The sequence below is a fragment of the Amycolatopsis sp. MtRt-6 genome (assembly GCF_017308975.1).
In the GTDB taxonomy this organism is placed as follows: domain Bacteria; phylum Actinomycetota; class Actinomycetes; order Mycobacteriales; family Pseudonocardiaceae; genus Amycolatopsis.
Map to the genome: position 1 here is coordinate 311,636 of NZ_JADWPD010000005.1, position 22,648 is coordinate 334,283.

The window sequence follows — 22,648 nt, forward strand, 5'->3', positions numbered from 1 at the left end:
TTCTACTGGTGGGAGACCGGGCCGCGAGGACGCAGGCCGTACATGCCGCCGTCGACCGCGAGGGCGGTGCCGGTGGTCGAGGCGGAGCGGGGGCTGGCGAGGTAGGCTACGGCGTTCGCGACCTCGTCCGCGGTGACCAGCCTGCCCATCGGCTGGCGGGCGGCGAGGGCGGCGCGTTCGGCCGCCGGGTCTTCGGCGGCGTCGAGGAGCCGGCCCACCCACGGGGTGTCCGCCGTGCCCGGGCACACGCAGTTGACGCGGATTCGGTCGGGCAGGTGGTCGGTCGCCATGGCCAGGGTCAGCGAGAGCACCGCGCCCTTGGTGGCCGAATACAACGCGCGGTTGGGCAGACCGGCCCAGGCCGCGATGGAGCAGGTGTTGACGATCGCTGCGGACGGCGAGTTCTTCAGGTGCGGCAGCGCGGCGCGCGCGAGCCGGACCATGCCGACGACGTTGACGTCGAACACGCGGTGCCACTCGTCGTCGTCGTTGGCGGCGACGTCGCCCTGGGCGCCGATCCCCGCGTTGTTGACGAGGATGTCGAGGCGCCCGAAGCGCGCCACGACGGCGTCGATCGCTTCGCGGACTTCAGCGTCGGAGGAGACGTCGCAGCGGAAGCCCTCGTCGCCCGGGTTCACGTCGAGGACCGCCACCTGCGCGCCGCGTTCGGCCAGCAGGGTCGCGACGGCCTTGCCGATGCCCGAGGCGCCGCCGGTGACGGCGGCCACCAGGCCCTCGAATTCACTCACTGGCGGTCTCCGTCCACTCGGGACCGTCCGGGAACCGGAAGCGGCGCAGCGTGGCGTCGTGCATGCGCGCGGAGAACCCGGGTGCGGTCGGGGCGAGGTACCGGCCGCGCTCGACGACGGCCGGGTCGGTGAAGTGCTCGTGCAGGTGGTCGACCCACTCGATGGAGCGGTCGGCGTCGGTGCCGGACACCGCCACGAAGTCGAACATCGACAGGTGCCGCACGAGCTCGCAGAGCCCGACGCCGCCGGCGTGCGGGCACACCGGGACGCCGAACTTGGCGGCCAGCAGCAGGATCGCGAGGTTCTCGTTGAAGCCGCCGACGCGGGCGGCGTCCAGCTGCAGCACCGAAATGGCGTCCGCCTGCAGCAGCTGCTTGAAGATGACGCGGTTCTGGACGTGCTCGCCGGTGGCGACCTTGATCGGGGCCAGGGCTTTCGCGATGGCCGCGTGGCCGAGGACGTCGTCCGGGGAGGTCGGTTCCTCGATCCAGTACGGGTCGTGGGGCGCGAGCGCGGTCATCCAGCTCACGGCGGCGGAGACGTCCCAGCGCTGGTTGGCGTCGACGGCGATCCGGACGTCCGGGCCGACGGTCTCGCGGGCGAGCTTCATGCGGCGGACGTCGTCTTCGAGGTTGCCGCCGACCTTGAGCTTGATCATCTCGAAGCCGTCGGCGACGGCCTGCTCGGCGAGCCGGACGAGCTTCGCGTCGGCGTACCCGAGCCAGCCGGGTGACGTGCTGTAGGCGCGGTAGCCGTTCGCTTCCAGCTGCTTCGTGCGCTCGGCGCGTCCGGGTTCGGCGCGCCGCAGGATGTCCAGGGCCTCGGCTTCGGTGAGCGCGTCGGAGAGGTACCGGAAGTCGACCAGCGACACCAGTTCTTCAGGGGTCATGCGCGCCGCGAACCGCCAGACCGGGAGGTTCGCCCGGCGGGCGGCGAGGTCCCACGCGGCGTTGACGATCGCGCCGACGGCCATGTGCGCGACGCCCTTTTCCGGGCCCAGCCAGCGGAACTGCGAGTCGCCGACGAGCGTGCGGGACAGGTCGCCGAGCGCGGCCGCGTCCGCCGGGACGGCCCGGCCGACGACGTGTGGGGCGAGCGCGCGGATCGCGGCCGCCTGGACGTCGTTGCCGCGGCCGATGGTGAAGGCGAGGCCGTAGCCGTCCGGGCCGCCGTCGGCGTGCAGCACGACGTAGGCGGCGGAGTAGTCCGGATCGGGGTTCATCGCGTCCGAGCCGTCGAGCTCCTTCGACGTCGGGAACCGGACGTCGAGGACCTCCATGCCGATGATCTTCGCCATGGTCAGGCCTGCCTCGCGGTCTGGCGCTGCCGCCCGAGGCCGTCGATCTCCAGCTCGATCACGTCGCCGTCGCGCAGGTAGGGCTTCGGATCGGGCTGCCCGAGCGCGACGCCTTCGGGAGTGCCGGTGTTGATCAGGTCGCCGGGGCGCAGCACCATCACCTGGGACAGGTGGTGGACGATCTCGGCGACGCCGAAGATCATGTCCTTGGTCGACGAGTCCTGCTTCTTCTCGCCGTTGATCCACAGCCGCAGGCCGAGGTCCTGGGGATCGGGCACTTCGCTCGCGGGGATCAGCGCGGGGCCGAGCGGGTTGAAGTTCTCGCACGACTTGCCCTTGTCCCACTGGCCGGCGCGGAACTGCAGCTCGCGCTCGGAGACGTCGTTCGACACGACGTAGCCGGCGACGTACTCCAGGGCTTCCTCGACGCTCTCGAGGTAGCGGGCGGTCCTGCCGATGACGACACCCAGCTCGACCTCCCAGTCGGTACTCGTGGAGCCGCGCGGGATGAGGACGTCGTCGCCGGGCCCGACCACGACGTCCGGCGCCTTCATGAAGACGACGGGCTCGGTGGGCGGGGTCGCGCCGGTCTCCTCGGCGTGGCGGCGGTAGTTCATGCCGATGCAGACGACCTTGCCGGGCTGGGCGATCGGCGGGCCGACGCGCAGGCCGTGGACGTCGGCTTCCGGCAGCTCGCCGGCGGCGAGCGCGGCGGCGGCCCGCGCGAGCCCGTCCGCGGCGAGGAAGCCGCCGTCGATGTCGGCGGTGAGGCCGCCCAGTTCGTAGGTCGTGCCGTCGCCGGCCCGCACGAACGGACGCTCACTCCCCGGCTCCCCGAGACGCACAAACTGCACGGATGTTTCCCTTCACCCACACCGATCAGACATCCGATGTATAGCGCAGTCGTGACCGCCGATCTAGAGGGATCGCCGAAATCGGTGGCAAAATTGGTCGGATCAGTATCGGTGCGCGAGGCAGGTGACCACGGCGTGTCACCGATCACAGCCGGAATAGCACCGGCGCACTCCCCGCTGGTCCCGGGTGAGGGAACGAAGGGACGGGCATGACCATCACGGCGGAACGTACCGCGCCGAGCCGGCGCACGCAGCTGAAGTTCGTCCTCGTCCTGGGCGGCCTGACCGCTTTCGGGCCGCTGTCGATCGACATGTACCTGCCCGCGCTGCCGCGGATGGCGGCCGACCTGCACGCGCCGGACAACACGGTGCAGCTGACCCTCAGCGCGTTCATCGTGGGGCTGGCGCTGGGCCAGCTGGTGCTCGGGCCGCTGTCGGACGCCCTCGGCCGCCGCGGCCCGCTGCTCGCCGGGCTGGTGCTGTACGTCGTGGGCTCGGTGCTGTGCGCGGTGAGCCCGGACGCGTGGCTGCTGGTCGCGGCGAGGTTCGTGCAGTCCCTCGGCGCGGCGGCGGGCATCGTGATCGCGCGCGCGACGGTGCGGGACCTGTTCGAAGGCACCGCGATGACGAAGTTCTTCTCGACGTTGATGCTGGTCAGCGGCCTGGCCCCGATCCTGGCCCCGCTGATCGGCGGGCAGCTGCTGAACTGGACGTCGTGGCGCGGGGTGTTCGTCGTGCTGACGGCGTTCGGCGCGCTGCTGCTGGCCGTGGTGGCGTTCTTCCTGCCGGAGCCCTCGCCCGCGCGCTCGCCGCTGCGGCTCGGCCGGGTGATGCGCACCTACGGGCGGCTGGCGCTGGACCGGTCGTTCGCCGGGTACGCGCTGGCGTCGGGGCTGCTGTTCGCGTCGATGTTCGCCTACATCTCGGGGTCGTCGTTCGCGTTGCAGGGCGTGTACGGGTTGAGCCCGCAGGCCTACAGCGTGGTGTTCGGGGTGAACGGCGTCGGGATCGTGCTGGCGGGCCAGCTCAACGGCCGCCTGGTGGGCCGGGTGCGCGAACGCACGCTGCTGTTGTCCGGGCTCCTGCTCGGCGTGGCGGGCGGGGCTTCCGCGCTGGCGTCGGCGTTCTTCCGGGCGCCGCTGGCCCTGCTGCTGGTGTCGCTGTTCCTGCTGGTGTCGAGCCTCGGCCTGGTGATGCCGAACGCGAGTTCCCTGGCGCTGGCGTCGCACGCCCGCTCGGCGGGGGCGGCTTCGGCGTTGCTGGGGGTCCTGCAGTTCGCGGTGGGGGCCGTGGCGACGCCGCTGGTGGGGCTGGGCGGGCCGGGGACGGCGGTGCCGATGGCCGCGACCATGGCGGGGTTCGCCGTGCTGGCGCTGGTGGCTTACCTGGTCCTGGCCCGCGAATTCAGTTCCTGAGGAGGCGCTCCAGCTCGTCGCCCGCCGGTTCGTGGCCGGCGTCGGCGATGCGCTGCAGCTCCAGGAGGTCCTTCGCGGCCACCGCGCGGCGGGTGAGCAGTTCGCCGGCCCGGTCGCAGCCTTCGTCCAGCAGCTCGCTCAGCTCCTCGACGTCGCCGCGGGTGTCGGCGAGGTCGGCCAGGCGGTCCAGTGCCGTTTCGTTGCCCTCGTCGGCCAGGGCGCGCAGGGTGTCGTGATCGGCCATGGGGCCAGCTTGCACCCTTGCCCCTGGGGCAAGGTCAAGTGCGACGATGGCCGGGTGCTCACCATCGGACAGCTCGCCGGGTACGCCCGCGTGACCACCAAGACGATCCGCGTCTACCACGCGAAAGGCCTGCTCCCCGAGCCGGCGCGGGACGCGTCCGGCTACCGCCGCTACCGCGCCGCCGACGCCGTCGAACTCATCAAGATCCGCACGCTCGCCGAGGCCGGCGTGCCGCTGGCCCGCATCCGCGAACTGCGCTCGGGCGATGGGCTCGCCGCCGCGCTGCGGCAGATCGACGACGACCTCGCCGCGCGGATCGACGGCTTGCGGGCCACCCGCGAACGCCTTCGCCGGCTCGCCGACGGCCGGCTCTCGCCGCTGCCGGACGCCGTCGTGGCCTACCTCGACCGGCTGCCCGGCCTCGGGTTCAGCGAACGCTGGGTGGCGCTGCAGAACGACCTGTGGATCCTCGTGTTCGCCACCCACCCGGAGACAGCGCACCGGAACTTCCGCGACCAGGCCGCGATGCTCGACGACCCGGCGCTGCTGTCGCTGATCCTCGAGTACGACCGGCTGCACGACGCCGACCCGCACGACCCGCGCGTCGACGCGCTCGCCGGGAAAATCGCCGAGGCGACCCGAGTGCGCTACGGCTCCGAGCTGCCCGCGTACGACGAGGGCTCGGCGATCCCGGCGCTGGTGCAGGGCGCGGTGAACGCGTCGGCCCCGGCCTGGCGGCGGCTCGACGCGCTCCTGCGGGACCGGCTCAGGCCAGGGACGCCAGGTCGGCCGTCCTGAGCTGGTCCGCCGTCACCTTCGCGCGGCCGTCGACCAGTGCTCCCAGCGCGTCGCCGTCGTCCCACATGTTCACGTTCATCGCCGCCGCCACCTCGCCGTCGCGCAGCCAGAACGCCGTGAACTCGCGGGCGGCCAGGTCGCCGCGGACCACCAGCTCGTCCGCCGCCGGGTCGGCGAGGCCGCGGTACTCGCAGCCCAGGTCGTACTGGTCGGTGAAGAAGTAGGGCGACGCCAGGAAAGGCTCGTTGTCCCCCAGCAGGTTCCGCGCCACGTGCGTGCCCTGGTCCTTCGCGTTCGCCCAGTGCTCGACGCGGACGCGGCGGCCGAAGCGGGGGTGGAAGTGGGCGGCGATGTCACCCACCGCGTAGACGTCCGGGGCCGCCGTGCGGAGGCCCGCGTCCACGGCCACCCCGCCGTCGTCGGCGAGTTCCAGGCCCGCCGCGTGGGCCAGCTCCACCCGCGGGGCCGCGCCGGCCGCGACCAGGACCACGTCCGCCGTCAGCTCTTCGCCGCCGCCGAGCCGGACGCCGCGGACGCCGTCCGGGCCGCCCAGGATCTCCGTGACCTGCTCGCCCAGGCGGTACCGCACGCCGTTCGCGACGTGCAGGTCGCGGAACACGCCGCCGACCGTCTCGCCGACCACGTTCGCCAGGGGCACCGGTACCGGGTCGACGACCGTCACCTCCGCGTTGTGCGTGCGGGCCGCCGCGGCCGCTTCGCAGCCGATCCAGCCGGCGCCGACGATCAGCACGCGCTCCGCCGCCGCGAACGCCGAACGCAGCTTGAGCGCGTCGTCGAGGGTGCGCAGCGTGTACAGCCCGGGCAGGTCGCCGCCGGGCACCGGCAGCCGGCGCGGCCGGGAGCCGGTCGCCAGCACCAGCCGGTCGTAGTGGTGTTCGCCGCCCGCGTCGTCGAGCACCAGCCGGGCGCCGAGCTCGATCCGGGTCGCCGTGACGCCGGAGGCGAAGCTGATGTCCTTCTCGGCGTAGAACTTCTCTTCGTGCACCCAGTCGGGCTCGTCGGCGTTGCCCAGCAGCACGCCCTTCGACAGCGGTGGCAGTTCGTACGGGCGGTGGGAATCCGCGCCCAGCAGCAGGATTTCGCCGCTGTAACCGCGTTCTCGCACCGCGGCCGCCGCGGATGCCCCACCGAGGCCCGCACCGACGATGACGATCTTCCGCGGTTCCGACATCCCTACCTCCCAGTGACGGCTGCTGGTCCGGACGCTACTGGAGATCCGGCCGCGCCACGACCCGTGACGTACGCCGAAAATCCGCAAAGCGCAAGACAAAACCCGCGAGTAGGCAGATCGGGTGAACGCGCGTCATAGCATCGCCGGGGTCCGCTCCCACCCTCGCACGGAGCACGACCACGACAAGGAAGCGAGGGCGGCGACCATGAGTCGGGGCGAGTGGTCGATCGGCTGCCGGGATCTGGCCGGCAGGCGCAGGGACGTGACGGTGTTCGTCAGCAACGACAAGGTGGTGCTGGTCGCGCCGCCGGGTGAAGCGGCGGTGCTCGGGCCGCTCGACGTCGGACGGCTGCGGGCCGCCCTGCGGGACGCCGTCGTGGCGACGGCGGACGAAAACGAAAGCTGACAACTACCGTTCCTACTTTTCAGTAGGTTAGAGTCGGGCCCGACGAGAAGGGACCGGCCATGACGACCTACTTCGTGACGGGCGCGACGGGCTTCATCGGAAAACGCCTGGTCGCGCGGCTGCTCCGGCGGCCCGAGACGTCCGCGGTGTACGCGCTGGTGCGGGAGACGTCCCGCGAGCGCCTGGCCGGCCTGGCGCGCGACTGGCCGGACGCGGACAAGCTGCACCCGGTGCTCGGCGACCTCACCGAACCGCGGCTCGGCGTCGATGCCGCGCAGTTGCCCCGCCTCGACCACGTCGTCCACCTGGGCGCGATCTACGACCTCACCGCCGGCGAAGAGGCCAACCGGCGTGCCAACGTCGAGGGCACCCGGCACCTCCTGGCCTTCGCCGCCGCGGCGCGGGCCGGGCTGGTGCACCACGTGTCGTCGATCGCCGTCGCCGGCGACCACGCCGGGCGGTTCACCGAAGCCGACTTCGACCTCGGCCAGCACTTCGGCTCGCCGTACCACGCGACGAAGTTCGAGGCCGAGAAGCTCGTCCGCGAACAGTCCCTGCCCTTCCGCGTCTACCGGCCCTCGGCCGTCGTCGGCGACTCGCGCACCGGCGAAATGGACAAGGTCGACGGGCCCTACTACTTCCTGCCCGCCATCTCGCGGCTGGCGGCCCTGCCGCGCCGCCTCCCGCTGGCCTCCCTCGACCTCGGCGCGACGAACCTGGTGCCGGTGGACTACGTCGTCGAGGCGATGGAACACCTGATGCACCGCGACGCGCCGACGGGAACGACGTACCACCTCGCCGCCGCGCGCCCGCAGTCGCTGAACTCCGTCTACAACGCCTTCGCGCGGGCCGCCGGCGGGCCGGCGATCCGGGCCGTGCTGCCGGAGAAGCCGTCCGGCGCCCTCCGGCGGGCCGGCACCCGGCTCGCGCACGCGGCCGCGGCCGGGATCGACCGCGTGCCGGGCGGCCGGGGCGCCCGCGCGGCCGTCCTGGCGGAGCTGGGCATCCCCCTGGCCGTGCTGCCGCACCTGACCATGGACGTCGTCTTCGACACCGCCCGCACCACGACGGCGTTGTTCGGCAGCGGCATCGAGCTCCCCGAGCTGCGGGACTACGCGGCGCCGCTCTACCGGTACTGGCGGGCCCACCTCGACCCCGACCGCGCCCGCCGCACCCACGGCCTGGCCGGGCGGACCGTGCTGGTCACCGGCGCGTCCTCCGGGATCGGCCGGGCGTCGGCGCTCGCCGTGGCGCGCAAGGGCGCGAAGGTGATCCTGGTGGCCCGCCGCGCCGACGAACTGGCCCAGGTGCGCGAGGAGATCGTCGCGGCGGGCGGCACGGCCGCGGCGTACCCGTGCGACCTCACCGACGGCGACGCCGTCGACGCGCTGGTCAAGGACGTGCTCGGCGACCACGGCGCGGTGGACGTGCTGGTGAACAACGCCGGCCGGTCGATCCGGCGCTCGGTTTCGCTGTCCACGCAGCGGTTCCACGACTTCGAGCGCACGATGGCGATCAACTACTTCGGGCCGGTGCGGCTGGTCCTCGGCTTCCTGCCGTCGATGGCCGCGCGCCGGTTCGGCCACGTCGTCAACGTGACGACCCAGGGCCTGCAGACCGACACCCCGCGCTTTTCCGCCTACCTGGCCTCGAAGGCGGCGCTGGAGGAGTTCGGGCTGACGGCCGGGCGCGAGACGCTTTCGGACGGCGTCACGTTCACGTCGGTGCGGATGCCGCTGGTGCGGACACCGATGATCGCGCCGACCGGCTACCGCGGAATCCCGTCCAGCAGCCCGGAACGCGCCGCGGCGCTGGTGGTGAAGGCGTGCGAGGAACGGCCGGAGATCTTGAGCCTCCCCGAAGGCCGCGCCGCCGAGCTGGCGACGCTCGCCGCGCCGAAGCTCGCCCGGTTCGCCGCGCACCTGGCCTACCGCGCGATGCCGGAGTCCGCGCCCGAGGCCCGCGAGCTGCCCGGCCGATCCGCGCCGGCGTCGGTCGCGGCGGCGGTGACCCGCCTCATCTGGCGCCGTCGTGCGTGATTCCCGCGAATTCCGCCGAAACAGTGGCAGACACGCGAGGGTACTTCTACCCTCGCGCGAGTCCCGTACACCCGTGCGGGACGCCACTGGGGAGTAACTGGGGAGTTCGGAATGCCGGAAAACAGCACTGGGCACCGCCGCGCCGTGAGCGACCAGACGGCCGCGATCGGCACCGCGAGGCACACCCGCGGCTGACGGCCGCGTGACCGCCGCCCCGGGCGGGCCGCCGGCTCTCCCGTGGTGGCGTTCACGCCGGTGATCGCCCCGGCCGCTACCATCGCTTCCCGGGTGTGGTCGGGAGCGGAAGGCGGACGCGGCGTGGACGTGGCGAGTCCTGCGCACGTCGCCACGCCGCGCGGGCTGTCCCGGCCGCTGCTGCGCCGGAGCATCCACGTGGGCTGGGTGCTGGTGCTCGCGCTGGCCACCGAGTTCCGCGTCGGCCGCTTCGGCTTCCACCCCTCCGACCAGGGTTTCATCCTCGCCCAGGCGTGGCGCGTGCTGCACGGCGAAGTCCCGCACGCCGACATCATCTCCGCCCGCCCGCTGGGGTCCGCGGTCCTGCACGTCGCCGACTTCGCACTGCCGATGCCGCTGTTCTTCGGCTCCAGCTTCCTGTCCATGATCGAGATCATCGTGGCCACGATCGCGTTCGCCGCGCTGGTCACCCGCCGCCGGGTGCTCGACTGGGGGCCGGGGATGACGGCGCTGGTCGCGGCCGCGTCGCTGATCAACCTCAACGCGTTCCCGCTGATGGCCTGGCACACCGTGGACGGCATCGCGCTCACCGCGTGCGGTGCCTGGGCACTGGACGCGGGCCTGCGCGGCGAGCGCGCCTTCGCCCGCCGCGGCGGGCTGGCGCTGCTCGGCTGCGCGGTGCTCGTCAAGCAGAGCTTCGTGCTCGCCCCGGTGATCGGCCTGCTCTGGCTGCTGCTGCACCCGGCGACACGGGCGGGCACGCGGCGCGCGGCCCGGCTGGTCCTCGACCTGCTCGCGCTCGGCGCGCCGGGGCTGGCGTACGTGGCGTGGGTGAGCCTCGGCGGCGGCTTCACGGAGATGGTCGAGCAGCTCACCGGCGGCGCCCCCGCGTACGGCGAGCGGCTGCTCGGGCTGTGGCTCGACGACCCGGAGGTGCTGACCAGGGCCCCGGTGCGGGAGCTGGCCTTCTTCGCCGCCATCGCCGTGGTGCTGCTGGCCGTCCGGCTGCCCGGTGACCGGCTGGGCGCGGCCGGGCGGGTGGCGTCCTGGACGCTGGTGCTCGCCGGTGCCGCCGCCGTGGTCTGGACCGTCGTCGACGGCCGGTTCACCGGCTCGTCGCGCTGGGCGGACGTCCTGTGGTGGATCGTCGCGGTCAGCGTGCCGGTGAACGCGGCCGTGCGGCGGAAGGTCCCGTGGGCGGGGCTGCTCGTGCTCGCCACCGGGTTCATGACCAGCCTGTCCTGGGGCAACGACACCCCGACGCTGCTCACCGGCACCCTGGCCCTGACCGCGTTGCTGCTGCTGGGCGAGCTGGTCCCGGCCCGCCCAGCAGCGGCAACGTCGGCGCGCCGCTGGATCACGGCGACGGCCGGCCTGACCGCGGTGGCGGTGTGCGGCTGGGTCGTCGTCGCCCGCCACGACCAGGCGGCGTACCTCGACCTCGGGCACGACCGGCTGACCGAGGACCTCGGCGCGGTCACCCCGGCGATGGCGGGCATCCGCACGAACCCCTCGACGTTCACCTTCGTCCGGCAGATCCGCGACTGCCTCGACCGCTTCCCGGCCGCGCGGACGGCGATCCTGCCGGACAGCCCGTTCGCCTACCCCGCGTTCGGCCTGCGCAACCCGTTCCCCCTCGAATGGCCGCTGCCGCTGGAAATCGTCGGCGACGCCCCCGAGCGCATGCTCGCGACGGCCGACCGGCTGAACCGCGAAGGCGGCTACCTGGTGCTGTTCGAGACGGACTCGATCCGGATGCTCGCCACGGGCGGCCCGGTGCCGGAGTCGATCCCGGCCGACACGCCGGTGTTCGACTACCTCGGCCTGGAGAAGGCGATCCAGGCCCGGCTCACGGGCCGCACCGTGACCTGCGGCAGCTTCGTCGGGAAGTACGCCCCCTAGGACTCCCGCACCGCGCCGGTGAACTCCTCGAACGCCTTGATCAGCACCCGGGGGACGTCCTCCTCCCCCACGCCGGCGAGGAGCTCGCCGAACTGCTTCCCGTCCGCGCCGACCTTGGCGCTGCGCGGGAACATGGCCTCCTCGTACTCCGCGAGCGCCGCTTCGACGTCGCCGGGGTGCGCGGCGAGAGCCAGCGCGAGCTCCGCACCGTCGAGCATGGCGAGGTTGGCGCCTTCGCCGTTGGCCGGCATCAGGTGGGCGGCGTCGCCGACCAGCGTCACCCCCGGAACGCGCGCCCAGCGGTGCCCGATCGGCAAGGTGTAGTGCGGCCGCAGGACGGGCGCGGTGTCGCCGTCGGTGATCAGGGCGGTGAGTTCCGGTGCCCAGCCGTCGAACTCCGCCGCGACCCGCGCGGCGGCCGCGTCCGGGTCGGTGAAGTCGATGGCGGCGAACCAGTCCAGCGGCCGGATGAGCGAGACGTAGGTGTGCAGCGTGTCCCCGCTTTCCCGGTGGGCGTGGATGCCCTTGTCCACCGAGGGCGCCAGCAGCGAACCGCCGCCCACCGCCTTCGCGGCGGCGGGGTGCCGGGTGTCGGCGTCGTACAGGTAGATCTCGACGAAGGCTTCGCCGACGTACTCGGGGGTGGCGCCGGTGAGCAGCGGCCGGATCCGCGACCACGCGCCGTCCGCGCCGACCAGGAGGCTCGTGCCGGCCGCGTGGCCGTCGGCGAAGGTCACCTCGTGGCGGCCGTCGCCGAGCGCGCGGGCCCCGGTCACCTTGTGTCCCCAGTGGACAGTGCCGGCCGGCAGCGCGTCGAGCAGCATCCGCCGCAGGTCGGCGCGCTGCACTTCGGGACGGCCGCCCGTGCCGTCGTCGGCCTGTTCGGCCAGCACGGTCCCGTGCCGGTCGAGGACCCGCATCGCCTGCCTGCCCTCGAGGACCAGGCCGCGGAACTCCTCCATGAGCCCGGCCGCTTCGACGGCGATCTGCCCGTTGTAGTCGTGGATGTCGAGCATCCCGCCCTGGCCCCGGGCCAGCGGGGACGCCTCGGCCTCGTACACCGTGACCGGGATGCCGTGGACGTGCAGGACGCGGGCGAGGGTGAGGCCGCCGAGGCCGGCGCCGATGATCGTGACGTGCACGAGTGCTCCTTCGGGGTTGGTGGTGCGACCTCCGAAGGCTGGCGGTGATCACTGGTACCCGGCGCACACTGCGCTGGCACGCCCTGGCAGGCGCTGTCAGTCGGCCAGCAGGTCGTCCGGGCTGCCGCTCGCCAGGCCGGCCAGGACGTCGAGCGCCGCGGAGAGCGTTTCCACCGGCGGAGCCGACACCGCGATCCGCACCGCGTTCGGCGCGTGGCCCGGCAGCACCGCGAACGCCGCCGCCGGGGACAGGGCGATCCCGCGGCGGGCCGCCGCGGCGACGAACGTCTCCGCCCGCCAGTGCTCCGGCAGCTCCCACCAGCGGTGGTACGACGCCGGGTCGCCGCGCAGGCCCGGCAGCTTCTCGGCCACCACCGGAGCCCGCGCGGCCGCGTCACGGCGTTTCGCGGCCTCGATCTCGGCCAGGGTGCCCGTCACGATCCACTGCGTCGCCGCTTCGACGGCGAAGCGCGACGCGGCCCAGGCACCCGAACGCACCGACGAGGCCAGCCGCGCGGTCCACGCCGGGGGCGACACCAGGAAGCCCGCGGTGAGGCCCGGGGCGACCCGCTTGGACAGGCTGTCGACGAACACCGTGCGCTCCGGCGCGTACGCGGCGAAGGGGCGGACGTCGTCGCGCAGGAACGTGTAGATGCCGTCCTCGATCACCGGCAGGTCCAGCCGGGCCGTGACCTCGGCGAGCGCGGCCCGGCGCTGCGGCGGCATGGTCGTGCCGAGCGGGTTGTGCAGGGTCGGCTGAACGTAGAGCGCGCGGACCGGCCCGGCCGCGGCCAGGGCCTCCGGCACCAGCCCGGACTCGTCGGTTTCGATCGGCACGAGCTCCACGCCGAGCCTGGCCGCGAGGCCCTTCACCACCGGGTACGTCAGCGATTCCACCGCGAGCCGCTCCCCGACCGGCACGAACGCGGCGATCGAAGCCGCCAGTGCCTGCCTGCCGTTGCCGGTGAACAGCACGGCCGCCGGGTCCGGGCGCCAGTCGCCGCGGGCGAGCAGGCCGGCCGCCGCCTCGCGGGCCGCTCGCGTGCCCGCGGTCCCGATCGGGTGCAGGGCCGCGGTCAGGACGTCCTCGCGCAGCAGTGGTTCCAGTGCGCGGGCCAGCCGCGCGGACTCCTCCGGCAGGACGGCGAAGTTGAGTTCGAGGTCGACGCGGGCGCCGCCGGGCTCGGCCAGCGCGGGCTCGGGCGGCGGTTTCGCCGCGCGGACGAACGTGCCGCGGCCGACCTCGCCGACGGCCAGGCCGCGCCGGACGAGCTCGCCGTAGACGCGGGCGGCGGTGGAGCCGGCGATGCCGCGCTGCCGCGCGAAGCGGCGCTGGGGCGGCAGCCGGTCGCCGGGGCGGAGCCGGCCGGCCTCGATGTCGGCGGCGAGGGCGTCCGCGACGACGCGGTAGTCGTCCATGGTCCCCCTCCTCGCCGGAAACGCTCCCGGCGAGCATGATCCCACCGGGCTAGATTGACGGTGGAGGTGCCATGACCGACCAGACCTGGACCGCCGTCGACGACTACCTCGCCGGCGCCCTGCTCGCCCCCGACCCGGTGCTCGACGCGGCGTCGGCCGACGCCGACGCCGCGGGGCTGCCGCACATCGCCGTCGCGCCCAACCAGGGCAAGCTGCTCCACCTGCTGGCCCGGCTGGCGGGAGCGCGGACGATCCTGGAGATCGGCACCCTCGGCGGGTACAGCACCATCTGGCTCGCCCGCGCGCTTCCCGCCGGCGGCAAGCTCGTGACCTGCGAATACGAGCCGAAGCACGCCGAAGTCGCGAAGGCCAACCTGGCGCGGGCGGGCTTCGGCGAGGACGTCGTGGACATCCGGGTCGGCGCCGCGCTCGACACGCTGCCGACGCTGAGCGGGCCGTTCGACTTCGTGTTCATCGACGCCGACAAGGCCAACCTCGCGAACTACGTGCGTGCCTCGCTGGCGCTGTCCCGGCCGGGCACGACGATCGTCGTCGACAACGTCGTCCGGCAGGGCCGGGTCGCCGACCCGGACAGCGACGACGTGAACGTGCGCGGCGCGCGCGAGATGTTCGCCCTGCTGGCCACCGAGGACCGGATCGACGCGACCGCCGTCCAGACCGTCGGCGGCAAGGGCTACGACGGGTTCGTGCTGGCCCTGGTCCGCTGACTCACCGCGACGGCGGCGCGGGGCTCTGCGTGAACGCGCGCCACACGTCGGCCGGGACGACGTCTCCGGTCAGCTTGCGGCCGGCCGCGTCCTTCAGCCGCCGGTCGTCGTCGGAGCCGATCCAGACCGCCGTCACCAGCTGGGGGGTGTAGCCGATGGCCCAGGCGTCCTGGTTGTCCGGGCTGTTGCCGTGCTCGGCCTCGCCGGTGCGCAGCGCCGCCGGGCCGTCCGTGCGCAGGGTCGCGGTGACCTCCGCGGCGACGCGGCGGCTCGTTTCGTCGTCGCCGAACGCCGGGGTCGCGCTGTCCTGGTGTTCCCAGACGACCGCGCCGCTTTCGTCGCGCACCTTAGCGACCAGGTGCGGGGTGGCGCGCCGGCCGTCGGCGGCGAAGGTCGCGTAGGCGCCGGCGACGTCCAGCGGCCGCAGCGGGTAGCGGCCGATGGCGATGCCCGGCCCGATGAGGAAGCCGTCCTTTTCGCGCAGGGTCGGGACGCCGTCGACGGCGTCCGGGATGCCGGCGCGGCGCGCGGCGTCGCTCAGCGCCTCCGGGCCGAGCTTCTTCGCCAGCGCGATGAAGGGGCCGTTGGCGTGCGTCTCCATCGCCGAGCGCAGGGTGCACTTCGGGCCGCAGACGTCCGGGTACTGGAAGTTCTCCCCGAGGAACTCCAGCTTCGACGGCGCCGGGATCGGCTGGTCCGGGACGTAGCCGCGGCCCAGCGCCGCGGCGAGCGTGAACGGGTGGAACGCCGTGCCCAGCGCGTGCGGGGTGCCCGCGTAGTCGCGGACGCCCTGGTCACCGCCGTTGTAGGCGCGAACGGCGCCGGTCGACGGCTCGATCGCGACGACGGCCCCGCGGAACACCTCCGGCTCGCCGTTCAGCCTGTCCCGCAGGGCTTTCTTCGCGGCGTCCTGCCGGCTGCGGTCCAGCGTCGTCTCGACCGTCATGTTCCCCTGCTGGAGCCGGCCGAGCGGGAAGCCGTTCTGTTCCAGTTCGGCGAGGACCTGCTGCTTGATGTGGAACTCGTCGTAGGTGATGCGACCGGCGCGGGTCTCCGACGGCGCCTGGATTTCGGCGCCGGGGTAGGCCATCGGCTCGTCGTTCCCGACGTACCCGCGGCCGACGAGCTTGTCGCGCACGTACTGCCAGCGCCGGGCGGCGTGGACGTCGCCGGAGGCGGCCGGGTCGTGCACCGACGGCGACTGGATCATCCCGGCGAGGAAGGCGGCCTCGCTCCAGGTGATGGAGTCGTCGAGCTTCTTGCCGAAGTAGGCGTTCATCGCCGCGGCGGGCCCGAACGTGCCGCGGCCGAAGGAGATGATGTTGACGTAGCTTTCGAAGATCTGCTCCTTGTTCTGCTCCTGGGTGATCTTGGTGGCCAGCACGAGCTCGGCGAACTTGCGCCCGAGCGTCGCGTCCTCGTCGCCGGTGGACTTCTTGATGTACTGCTGGGTGATCCCGGAACCGCCGCCGACGCCGGTGAGGAACGCGCGGCCGATGCCGGTCGGGTCGAAGCCCTGGTTGTCCCAGAAGGTCGGGTCCTCGGTCGCGATGATGGCGTCCCGCAGCTTCGCGGGCACCTGCGCGTACGGGACGAACCTCCGGTCGCCGTCGGCCGGCACCACCTTGAGCAGCTCGGACCCGTCGGCGTACTGCAGGACGACGGTCTTGTCGAGGCCGGCCAGGACCTCCTGCGGGCTGCGGACGTCGAGCACGAGGTAGGCCACCCAGAAGGCGATCAGCGGGCCGCCGACGAGGACACCGAGCGTCCACCCGGCGACCCGCCGGACGCGGCGCCACCTCCGGCGGCGGGGGGTGTCCGGCTTGGCGGGGGTTTCGTCTGTTTCCTCCGTCGGCAAGGTCACGAAAGGATGACGACCGGACGGGTGAAAAGGTTCTGCGAAGAAGCAACGGGAGTTGTTCGAATCCCGTGAAGATTCCGGCACTCAGGGCGCGCCGGCGACGAGCGCCCGGAACGCGCCGCCGGGAACGGACTCCCGAGGCGATCGTCACCGTGGCTCGCCGAGTGGGCGGCCCAACCGCCGCCGCTACGACGGCTGAACGGCGCTCAGGACAGGAACGCGCGCAGCAGCGAGGCGGTGCCCTCGATGTGCTCGGCCATCGCCCGGCGCGCGGCGGGCGCGTCGCCGGCCAGTATCGCGTCGACGATCGCCTCGTGCTGGGCGTTCGAGTGCTCGAGGTTGGGCGGGAGCAGGGGGATCCGGTCGAGCAGCTGGTTGACGCGGGTGCGGGCGTCGGCCATCGCCGTCGTCAGCGAGCCGGACGCCGTCACCTCGGCGATGGCCAGGTGCAGCCGGGAGTCCTTGCGGCGGTAGTCGTCGAGGTCCGCGCCGGCGGCCTCGGCGAGCGTGCCGGTGAGGTGCTGCCGGTCGGCCGGGCTCAGCGACCGCGCGGCGGCCATCTCGGCGGCGCCGGTCTCGAGGACGTACCGGAGGCTCAGCGCGTCTTCGAGCGCGACGGTGTCGACCTTGCCGCCGGGTTCGGGCGGGGCGGGCAGGGTGTCGTGCACGAAAGTGCCGCCGTAGCGCCCCCGCCGTGACTCCACGTAACCGGCGTCGGAGAGCGCCCGGATGGCCTCGCGCAGCGTGACGCGACTGACGCCGAGCCGTTCGGCGAGCTCGCGTTCGGACGGCAGCCGCTCGCCCGCGCCGACGACGCCCAGCCGGATCGCCTGCAGCAGCCGCTCGACGGTCTCCTCGAAGGCGTTGCCGGTGCGGACCGGCCGGAACAGCGCTTCGCCGGCATTCACCACCGAGGTCGACTCCATCCCGCGAGTCTAGGCCGCGGGGCACCTTCGGAGTGGCCAACCCCGATCGCTGTCGGTGACACTGGGTTCCGCGCGCAGAAAAACCGGTGGAAGCGACGGGCACGGTCGGCAACGATGAAGTCACCGACACCGAACATCGACGCAGGGGGCGATCCGGTGCACTTCTTGATGGCCGAGGATCTGGTCCACGAGCGCGAAGGCGAGCTGCGCCGCGGCGTGCGCAACCGCCCGCCCGGCCGCGCGACGCCACGGCGCCGCGCGGGCTCGCGGAGACAGCAGCTCGGGTGGACGCTCGTCGAGGTGGGGTTGAAGCTGGCGGTGGAGCCGGAGAAGCCCGACGTCAGCACTCGATGACGTTCACCGCCAGGCCGCCACGCGCGGTTTCCTTGTACTTCACGCTCATGTCCGCGCCCGTCTCGCGCATGGTCTTGATCGCCTTGTCCAGCGTCACCACGTGACTGCCGTCGCCGCGCATGGCCATCCTTGCCGCGTGGATCGCCTTCGACGCTCCCACCGCGTTGCGCTCGATGCACGGGATCTGGACCAGGCCGCCCACCGGGTCGCACGTCAGGCCGAGGTGGTGCTCCACGCCGATCTCCGCCGCGTTCTCCACCTGGGCCGGGGTTCCGCCCAGCACCTCCGTCAGGCCCGCCGCCGCCATCGCCGAGGCCGAGCCGACCTCGCCCTGGCAGCCGACCTCCGCGCCCGAGATCGAGCCCGTCTGCTTGAGGATCGAGCCGATCGCGCCCGCCGTCAGCAGGAACGTCACGATGCCGTCGTCCGACGAGTGCCGCACGAAGCGCTGGTAGTAGTGGAGCACCGCCGGGATGATGCCCGCCGCGCCGTTGGTCGGGGCCGTCACCACGCGGCCGCCCGCCGCGTTCTCCTCGTTGACCGCGAGGGCGTACAGGCTCACCCAGTCCATCGCGTACAGCGGGTCGTCCGCGCCGTCCTCGGCCAGGAGCTTTTCGTGCAGTGCGCGGGCCCGCCGCGGCACCTTCAGGCCGCCCGGGAGGACGCCTTCGTGCGTGCAGCCGTTGCGGACGCACTCCGCCATGACCGCCCAGATGTCCAGCAAGCCCGAGCGCACCTCGGCGGCGGTGCGCCAGGACAGCTCGTTCGCCAGCATGATCTCGCTGATCGGCAAGCCCGTCGACGCACAGTGGCCGAGGAGGTCCGCGCCGGTGCGGAACGGGTACGGCACCGGTGTCGAGTCCTCGACGAACACCGTGTCCGTCTCGTACGACTCGTCGCGGACGAAGCCGCCGCCCACCGAGTAGTAGGTGCGTTCGCGCAGCAGTGCGCCGGACGCGTCGAACGCGCGGAACACCATGCCGTTCGGGTGCGCGGGCAGCGACTTGCGCCGGTGCATGGTGAGGTCGGTGTCCTCGTCGAACGCGATCTCGTGCGTGCCGTTCAGGAGCAGCCGGTTGCGCGAGCGGATCTCCGCGATGCGACCCGGCACCGTGTCCGTGTCGATCTCTTCGGGACGCTCACCCGAAAGCCCGAGCAGGACGGCCTTGTCGCTGCCGTGGCCGAAGCCGGTCGCGCCGAGCGAGCCGAACAGCTCGGCCTGCACGCGGGACGTCCGCGCGAGGTCGTCGCCGAGTCCGTCCACAAAGGTCCGTGCCGCCCGCATCGGCCCGACGGTGTGGGAGCTCGACGGGCCGATGCCGATGGAAAACAGGTCGAAGACGCTGATCGCCATTGATCCGCCCCTTCCTATCGGGCCAGCAGCGAGCTGGCCTCTTGCGAAGCCGGGCCCTGGTCGGCGAGGTGGGCCAGGTTCTCCGGCAGCTCTTCTCCACGGTAACGCTTGGTCTGGGCGTACAGCCGTCCCGCGCGGTACGACGAGCGCACCAGCGGCCCGGCCATGACGCCGGCGAAGCCCATCGCCTCGGCCGCCTTCGAGTGCTCGACGAACTCCTCGGGCTTGACCCACCGGTCCACCGGGTGGTGCCGCGGCGACGGACGCAGGTACTGCGTGATCGTCAGGATCTCGCACCCGGCATCCACCAGGTCCCGCATCGCCGGAGCCACCTCGTCCGGGGTTTCACCCATTCCGAGGATCAAATTGGACTTGGTCACCAAACCGGCCGCACGCGCGGCCGTGATGACTTCCAGGGACCGAGCGTACCGGAATCCCGGGCGAATGCGCTTGAAAATCCGCGGAACTGTTTCCACGTTGTGCGCAAGAACCTCCGGCCGCGACCCGAAAACCTTCGCCAGCTGGTCCGGGTCCGCGTTGAAGTCCGGAATCAGCAATTCGACACCGGTACCGGGGTTCAACGCGTGGATCTGCCGGACGGTTTCCGCGTACAACCACGCGCCGCCGTCTTCCAGGTCGTCGCGGGCGACACCCGTCACCGTCGAATACCGCAGCCCCATGGCCTGCACCGACTCCGCGACCTTCCGCGGCTCCGAGGTGTCCAACGCCGCCGGCTTACCCGTGTCGATCTGACAGAAGTCACACCGCCGGGTGCACTGATCGCCACCGATCAGGAACGTGGCCTCACGGTCCTCCCAGCACTCGTAAATGTTGGGACAACCAGCTTCCTCGCAAACCGTGTGCAGACCTTCGCGACGAACCAGACCCTTGAGTTCGGTGAACTCCGGCCCCATCCGCACCCGCGTCTTGATCCACGACGGCTTCTTCTCGATCGGCGTCTCACTGTTGCGCACCTCGAGACGCAGCAGCTTCCGGCCTTCGGGCTGGGCGGCGCTCATCGCGCGAGGTCCGCGTACAGCGGGTGCTTCTCGGCCAGGGTTTCGACGCGGTCGCGCAGCTTGGCCCGCACGGCGTCGTCGAAGTCCGGCTTGAGCGCCTCGGCGATGACGTCGGCGACCTCGGCGAAGTCGTCGGCCCCGAAACCGCGGGTGGCCAGCGCCGGCGTGCCGATCCGCAGGCCGGAGGTGATCATCGGCGGGCGCGGGTCGAACGGGACGGCGTTGCGGTTGACCGTGATGCCGACCTCGTGCAGCCGGTCCTCGGCCTGCTGACCGTCCAAAGCGGACTGGACCAGGTCGACGAGCACCAGGTGGACGTCGGTGCCGCCGGTCAGCACCCGGACCCCCGCCTCGGCGCAGTCGGACTGCGACAGCCGCGAAGCCAGGATGCGCGAGCCTTCGAGGGTGCGCTCCTGACGCTCGCGGAACTCGTCGCTCGCGGCGATCTTCAGCGCGACGGCCTTGGCCGCGATGACGTGTTCGAGCGGCCCGCCCTGCTGGCCGGGGAACACCGCCGAGTTGATCTTCTTCGCCAGCTCCTCGCGGCACAGGATCAGGCCGCCACGCGGACCGCCGAGGGTCTTGTGCGTGGTCGTGGTGACGATGTCGGCGTGCGGCACCGGCGACGGGTGCAGCCCGGCCGCGACCAGGCCGGCGAAGTGCGCCATGTCGACCATCAGCCGCGCGCCCACGCGATCGGCGATCCGGCGGAACTCGGCGAAGTCGAGCTGACGCGGGTAGGCGGACCAGCCGGCGATGATCAGCTTCGGCTCGTGCTCGACGGCCAGCCGCTCGATCTCGGCGAGGTCGACGATCCCCGTCTCCTTGTCGACGTGGTAGGCGACGACGTTGTAGAGCTTGCCCGAGAAGTTGATCTTCATCCCGTGCGTCAGGTGGCCGCCGTGCGCCAGGTCGAGGCCGAGGATCGTGTCGCCCGGCTTGAGCACGGCGAACATCGCGGCCGCGTTGGCCTGAGCGCCCGAGTGCGGCTGGACGTTGGCGTGCTCGGCGCCGAAGAGGGCCTTCGCGCGGTCGATGGCGAGCTGCTCGACGACGTCGACGTGCTCGCAGCCGCCGTAGTAGCGGCGGCCCGGGTAGCCCTCGGCGTACTTGTTGGTCAGCACCGAGCCCTGCGCCTCGAGCACGCCGACCGGGGCGAAGTTCTCGGAGGCGATCATCTCCAGGGTGGACTGCTGGCGGGTCAGCTCGGCCGCGACGGCCGCGGCGACCTCGGGGTCGACGTCGGCGAGGTGGGCGTCGAAAGTCGTCATCAGTTCTCCTGGGTGTGCGCGGCGTACGCGGCGGCGTCGAGCAGGTCCGGCACGTCCCCGGACAGACGCACCTTCAGGAGCCATCCTTCGGTGTAGGGGTCGGAGTTGATGACCTCGGGGGTGTCCGATGTGGTGCCGTTCACCTCGACGACCTCGCCGGAGACCGGCGCGTACAGCTCGCTGACCGACTTGGTCGACTCGACCTCGCCGAACACCTCGCCCGCGGTGATGGTCGAACCCGGGTCGGGCAGCTGGACGAACACGATGTCACCGAGGGATTCGGCGGCGAAGGCGGTGATGCCGACGATGGCGATGCCGTCCTCGACCTTCAGCCACTCGTGTTCCTTGGTGTACTGCAGGTTCTCGGGGATACTCACAGCTGGGAGTCCTTTACGCGCGGGAGTAGAAGGGCAGGGCGACGACCTCGACGGGCTCGATCCTGCCCCGGATGTCGACGGACAGCTCGGTGCCGGGCTCGGCGTACGCCCGATCGACGTACGCCATGGCGATCGGGTACCCCAGCGTCGGCGACAGCGCGCCGCTGGTGACCTCGCCGATCTCGGTGTCGCCGGCCAGGAGCCGGTAGCCGTGGCGCGGGGCGCGCCGCCCGGTTCCGCGAAGGCCGACCCGCACGCGCGGGACGTCCTGCTTGGACCGCTCTTCGAGCGCGGCGCGGCCGACGAAGTCACCCGGCTTCTCGAACTTGACGACGCGGCCGAGCCCGGCCTCGAACGGGCTCTGGTCGAGGGTGAGTTCGTTGCCGTACAGCGGCATCCCGGCTTCCAGGCGCAGCGTGTCGCGGCAGGCGAGCCCCGCCGGGACCAGGCCGTGCGGCTCGCCGGCCTCCAGCAGCAGCCGCCAGAGCGCGGGCGCCTGGTCGGCGTCGACGAACAGCTCGAAGCCGTCTTCGCCGGTGTAGCCGGTGCGGGCGAGCAGGACGTCGTGGCCCTTCACCGAGGCCGGGACGCTGGCGTAGTACTTGAGGGAATCCAGGTCGGCGTCGGTGACCGAACCCAGGATCGCCGCGGCGTGGGGGCCTTGGACGGCGATCAACGCGGTGGTCTCCGAACGGTCGTCCACCTGAGCGTCGAAGCCCGCGACCCGCTCGGCCAGGGCGTCCGCGACGACCTTCGCGTTGCCCGCGTTGGCGACGACCAGGTAGTGCTCGTCGGCCAGCCGGTAGACGACGAGGTCGTCGAGGACACCGCCCGAGGCGTCGCAGATCATCGTGTACCGCGCCCGGCCCGGCTTGACCCCGGTGAGGTTGCCGACCAGCGCGAAGTCCAGGACGTCCGCCGCCTGCTTACCGGTGACGTGGATCTCGGCCATGTGCGAGAGGTCGAACAGCCCGGCCGCCTCACGGACGGCCTTGTGCTCGGCCAGCTCGCTGGCGTAGCGGACCGGCATGGACCAGCCGGCGAAGTCGGTGAACAGCGCACCGAGTCCCTTGTGGACTCCGTGCAGGGAGGTCTCTTTGGACACG

At 72.5% G+C, this 22,648-nt stretch carries 21 protein-coding genes; 7 read left to right on the top strand and 14 right to left on the bottom strand.

Annotation, left to right across the window (positions count from 1 at the left end; all coding sequences use genetic code 11):
- Positions 1-2: 2 nt before the first annotated feature.
- The 3 genes from I4Q55_RS12175 to I4Q55_RS12185 are packed head-to-tail and all read right to left on the bottom strand — an operon-like array spanning position 3 to position 2,900.
- On the bottom strand, positions 3-749 hold the full coding sequence (locus tag I4Q55_RS12175) for an SDR family NAD(P)-dependent oxidoreductase (RefSeq protein ID WP_206787238.1): 747 nt from the start codon (positions 747-749) through the stop codon (positions 3-5).
- The gene (locus I4Q55_RS12180) at positions 742-2,046 is read right to left on the bottom strand and encodes an enolase C-terminal domain-like protein (protein ID WP_206787240.1); all 1,305 of its coding nucleotides are present in this window, start codon (positions 2,044-2,046) and stop codon (positions 742-744) included. Before I4Q55_RS12180 ends, I4Q55_RS12175 begins: the two co-directional genes overlap by 8 nt.
- A 2-nt stretch (positions 2,047-2,048) precedes the next feature.
- Complete coding sequence (locus tag I4Q55_RS12185) at positions 2,049-2,900, bottom strand: fumarylacetoacetate hydrolase family protein (RefSeq protein WP_206787249.1); 852 nt, start codon at positions 2,898-2,900, stop codon at positions 2,049-2,051.
- Positions 2,901-3,109: 209 nt separating this feature from the next.
- Between I4Q55_RS12185 and I4Q55_RS12190 the strand changes: the two genes are divergently transcribed.
- Positions 3,110-4,315 carry a multidrug effflux MFS transporter gene (locus tag I4Q55_RS12190; RefSeq protein WP_206787251.1) on the top strand — a complete coding sequence of 402 codons (1,206 nt, stop codon included), beginning with the start codon at positions 3,110-3,112 and terminating at the stop codon, positions 4,313-4,315.
- On the opposite strand, the gene I4Q55_RS12195 is transcribed toward I4Q55_RS12190, so the two are convergent.
- Positions 4,305-4,559, bottom strand: coding sequence for a hypothetical protein (locus tag I4Q55_RS12195; RefSeq protein ID WP_206787253.1), 255 nt, complete (start codon positions 4,557-4,559; stop codon positions 4,305-4,307). The genes I4Q55_RS12190 and I4Q55_RS12195 overlap by 11 nt on opposite strands.
- 54 nt (positions 4,560-4,613) lie before the next feature.
- Here I4Q55_RS12195 and I4Q55_RS12200 point away from each other — a divergent pair, with 54 nt between their 5' ends.
- A complete protein-coding gene (locus I4Q55_RS12200; protein ID WP_206787255.1) occupies positions 4,614-5,357 on the top strand; it encodes a MerR family transcriptional regulator in 744 nt (247 codons plus the stop codon).
- Here the strand turns inward: I4Q55_RS12200 and I4Q55_RS12205 are convergent.
- On the bottom strand, positions 5,326-6,549 hold the full coding sequence (locus I4Q55_RS12205; RefSeq protein WP_206787257.1) for an NAD(P)/FAD-dependent oxidoreductase: 1,224 nt from the start codon (positions 6,547-6,549) through the stop codon (positions 5,326-5,328). The genes I4Q55_RS12200 and I4Q55_RS12205 overlap by 32 nt on opposite strands.
- A gap of 205 nt (positions 6,550-6,754) precedes the next feature.
- Between I4Q55_RS12205 and I4Q55_RS12210 the strand changes: the two genes are divergently transcribed.
- The 3 genes from I4Q55_RS12210 to I4Q55_RS12220 all read left to right on the top strand — a co-directional run bounded on the left by I4Q55_RS12210 (position 6,755) and on the right by I4Q55_RS12220 (position 11,091).
- Positions 6,755-6,955 (top strand): hypothetical protein, encoded by a 201-nt coding sequence (locus I4Q55_RS12210; protein ID WP_086843294.1) that lies wholly within the window; start codon positions 6,755-6,757, stop codon positions 6,953-6,955.
- A gap of 59 nt (positions 6,956-7,014) precedes the next feature.
- Positions 7,015-8,994 (top strand): SDR family oxidoreductase, encoded by a 1,980-nt coding sequence (locus I4Q55_RS12215; protein WP_206787260.1) that lies wholly within the window; start codon positions 7,015-7,017, stop codon positions 8,992-8,994.
- A 318-nt stretch (positions 8,995-9,312) separates the two neighbouring features.
- A complete protein-coding gene (locus I4Q55_RS12220; RefSeq protein ID WP_206787262.1) occupies positions 9,313-11,091 on the top strand; it encodes a hypothetical protein in 1,779 nt (592 codons plus the stop codon).
- On the opposite strand, the gene I4Q55_RS12225 is transcribed toward I4Q55_RS12220, so the two are convergent.
- Complete coding sequence (locus I4Q55_RS12225; protein ID WP_206787265.1) at positions 11,088-12,233, bottom strand: NAD(P)/FAD-dependent oxidoreductase; 1,146 nt, start codon at positions 12,231-12,233, stop codon at positions 11,088-11,090. The two genes, I4Q55_RS12220 and I4Q55_RS12225, sit on opposite strands and share 4 nt — an antisense overlap.
- Before the next feature lie 96 nt (positions 12,234-12,329).
- Positions 12,330-13,652, bottom strand: coding sequence for a PLP-dependent aminotransferase family protein (locus I4Q55_RS12230; protein ID WP_206787267.1), 1,323 nt, complete (start codon positions 13,650-13,652; stop codon positions 12,330-12,332).
- A 71-nt stretch (positions 13,653-13,723) separates the two neighbouring features.
- On the opposite strand from I4Q55_RS12230, the gene I4Q55_RS12235 reads away from it, so the two are divergent.
- The gene (locus I4Q55_RS12235; protein WP_206787269.1) at positions 13,724-14,380 is read left to right on the top strand and encodes an O-methyltransferase; all 657 of its coding nucleotides are present in this window, start codon (positions 13,724-13,726) and stop codon (positions 14,378-14,380) included.
- A 1-nt stretch (position 14,381) separates the two neighbouring features.
- Here I4Q55_RS12235 and I4Q55_RS12240 read toward each other — a convergent pair whose 3' ends face one another.
- Positions 14,382-16,244 carry a transglycosylase domain-containing protein gene (locus I4Q55_RS12240; RefSeq protein ID WP_374194464.1) on the bottom strand — a complete coding sequence of 621 codons (1,863 nt, stop codon included), beginning with the start codon at positions 16,242-16,244 and terminating at the stop codon, positions 14,382-14,384.
- Between the two features lie 203 nt (positions 16,245-16,447).
- Entirely contained in the window at positions 16,448-17,167 is a 720-nt protein-coding gene (locus I4Q55_RS12245; RefSeq protein ID WP_206787271.1) for a FadR/GntR family transcriptional regulator, read from the bottom strand.
- Between the two features lie 114 nt (positions 17,168-17,281).
- Here I4Q55_RS12245 and I4Q55_RS12250 point away from each other — a divergent pair, with 114 nt between their 5' ends.
- Positions 17,282-17,521: a hypothetical protein gene (locus I4Q55_RS12250; RefSeq protein WP_206787272.1), complete on the top strand. Its 240-nt coding sequence runs from the start codon at positions 17,282-17,284 to the stop codon at positions 17,519-17,521.
- Here the strand turns inward: I4Q55_RS12250 and I4Q55_RS12255 are convergent.
- From I4Q55_RS12255 to gcvT, 5 genes are read right to left on the bottom strand one after another with little or no spacing between them, the layout of a single operon-like run.
- Positions 17,508-18,875 (bottom strand): L-serine ammonia-lyase, encoded by a 1,368-nt coding sequence (locus I4Q55_RS12255; protein ID WP_206787275.1) that lies wholly within the window; start codon positions 18,873-18,875, stop codon positions 17,508-17,510. The genes I4Q55_RS12250 and I4Q55_RS12255 overlap by 14 nt on opposite strands.
- Positions 18,876-18,889: 14 nt before the next feature.
- Positions 18,890-19,894 carry a lipoyl synthase gene (gene lipA, locus I4Q55_RS12260; protein ID WP_206787287.1) on the bottom strand — a complete coding sequence of 335 codons (1,005 nt, stop codon included), beginning with the start codon at positions 19,892-19,894 and terminating at the stop codon, positions 18,890-18,892.
- Complete coding sequence (gene glyA / locus I4Q55_RS12265; protein ID WP_206787289.1) at positions 19,891-21,165, bottom strand: serine hydroxymethyltransferase; 1,275 nt, start codon at positions 21,163-21,165, stop codon at positions 19,891-19,893. Before glyA ends, lipA begins: the two co-directional genes overlap by 4 nt.
- The gene (gene gcvH, locus I4Q55_RS12270) at positions 21,165-21,542 is read right to left on the bottom strand and encodes a glycine cleavage system protein GcvH (protein WP_206787291.1); all 378 of its coding nucleotides are present in this window, start codon (positions 21,540-21,542) and stop codon (positions 21,165-21,167) included. The genes glyA and gcvH overlap by 1 nt, the downstream gene beginning before the upstream one ends.
- 13 nt (positions 21,543-21,555) lie before the next feature.
- The gene (gcvT, locus tag I4Q55_RS12275; protein WP_206787293.1) at positions 21,556-22,647 is read right to left on the bottom strand and encodes a glycine cleavage system aminomethyltransferase GcvT; all 1,092 of its coding nucleotides are present in this window, start codon (positions 22,645-22,647) and stop codon (positions 21,556-21,558) included.
- Position 22,648 lies beyond the last annotated feature (1 nt).

Coding starts and splice junctions, on each gene's coding strand:
- I4Q55_RS12180 (WP_206787240.1), bottom strand. CDS start 2,046: ATGGCGAAGATCATCGGCATGGAGGTCCTCGACGTCCGGTTCCCGACG.
- I4Q55_RS12190 (WP_206787251.1), top strand. CDS start 3,110: ATGACCATCACGGCGGAACGTACCGCGCCGAGCCGGCGCACGCAGCTG.
- I4Q55_RS12195 (WP_206787253.1), bottom strand. CDS start 4,559: ATGGCCGATCACGACACCCTGCGCGCCCTGGCCGACGAGGGCAACGAA.
- I4Q55_RS12205 (WP_206787257.1), bottom strand. CDS start 6,549: ATGTCGGAACCGCGGAAGATCGTCATCGTCGGTGCGGGCCTCGGTGGG.
- I4Q55_RS12210 (WP_086843294.1), top strand. CDS start 6,755: ATGAGTCGGGGCGAGTGGTCGATCGGCTGCCGGGATCTGGCCGGCAGG.
- I4Q55_RS12215 (WP_206787260.1), top strand. CDS start 7,015: ATGACGACCTACTTCGTGACGGGCGCGACGGGCTTCATCGGAAAACGC.
- I4Q55_RS12230 (WP_206787267.1), bottom strand. CDS start 13,652: ATGGACGACTACCGCGTCGTCGCGGACGCCCTCGCCGCCGACATCGAG.
- I4Q55_RS12235 (WP_206787269.1), top strand. CDS start 13,724: ATGACCGACCAGACCTGGACCGCCGTCGACGACTACCTCGCCGGCGCC.
- I4Q55_RS12245 (WP_206787271.1), bottom strand. CDS start 17,167: ATGGAGTCGACCTCGGTGGTGAATGCCGGCGAAGCGCTGTTCCGGCCG.
- I4Q55_RS12250 (WP_206787272.1), top strand. CDS start 17,282: ATGAAGTCACCGACACCGAACATCGACGCAGGGGGCGATCCGGTGCAC.
- I4Q55_RS12255 (WP_206787275.1), bottom strand. CDS start 18,875: ATGGCGATCAGCGTCTTCGACCTGTTTTCCATCGGCATCGGCCCGTCG.
- lipA (WP_206787287.1), bottom strand. CDS start 19,894: ATGAGCGCCGCCCAGCCCGAAGGCCGGAAGCTGCTGCGTCTCGAGGTG.
- glyA (WP_206787289.1), bottom strand. CDS start 21,165: ATGACGACTTTCGACGCCCACCTCGCCGACGTCGACCCCGAGGTCGCC.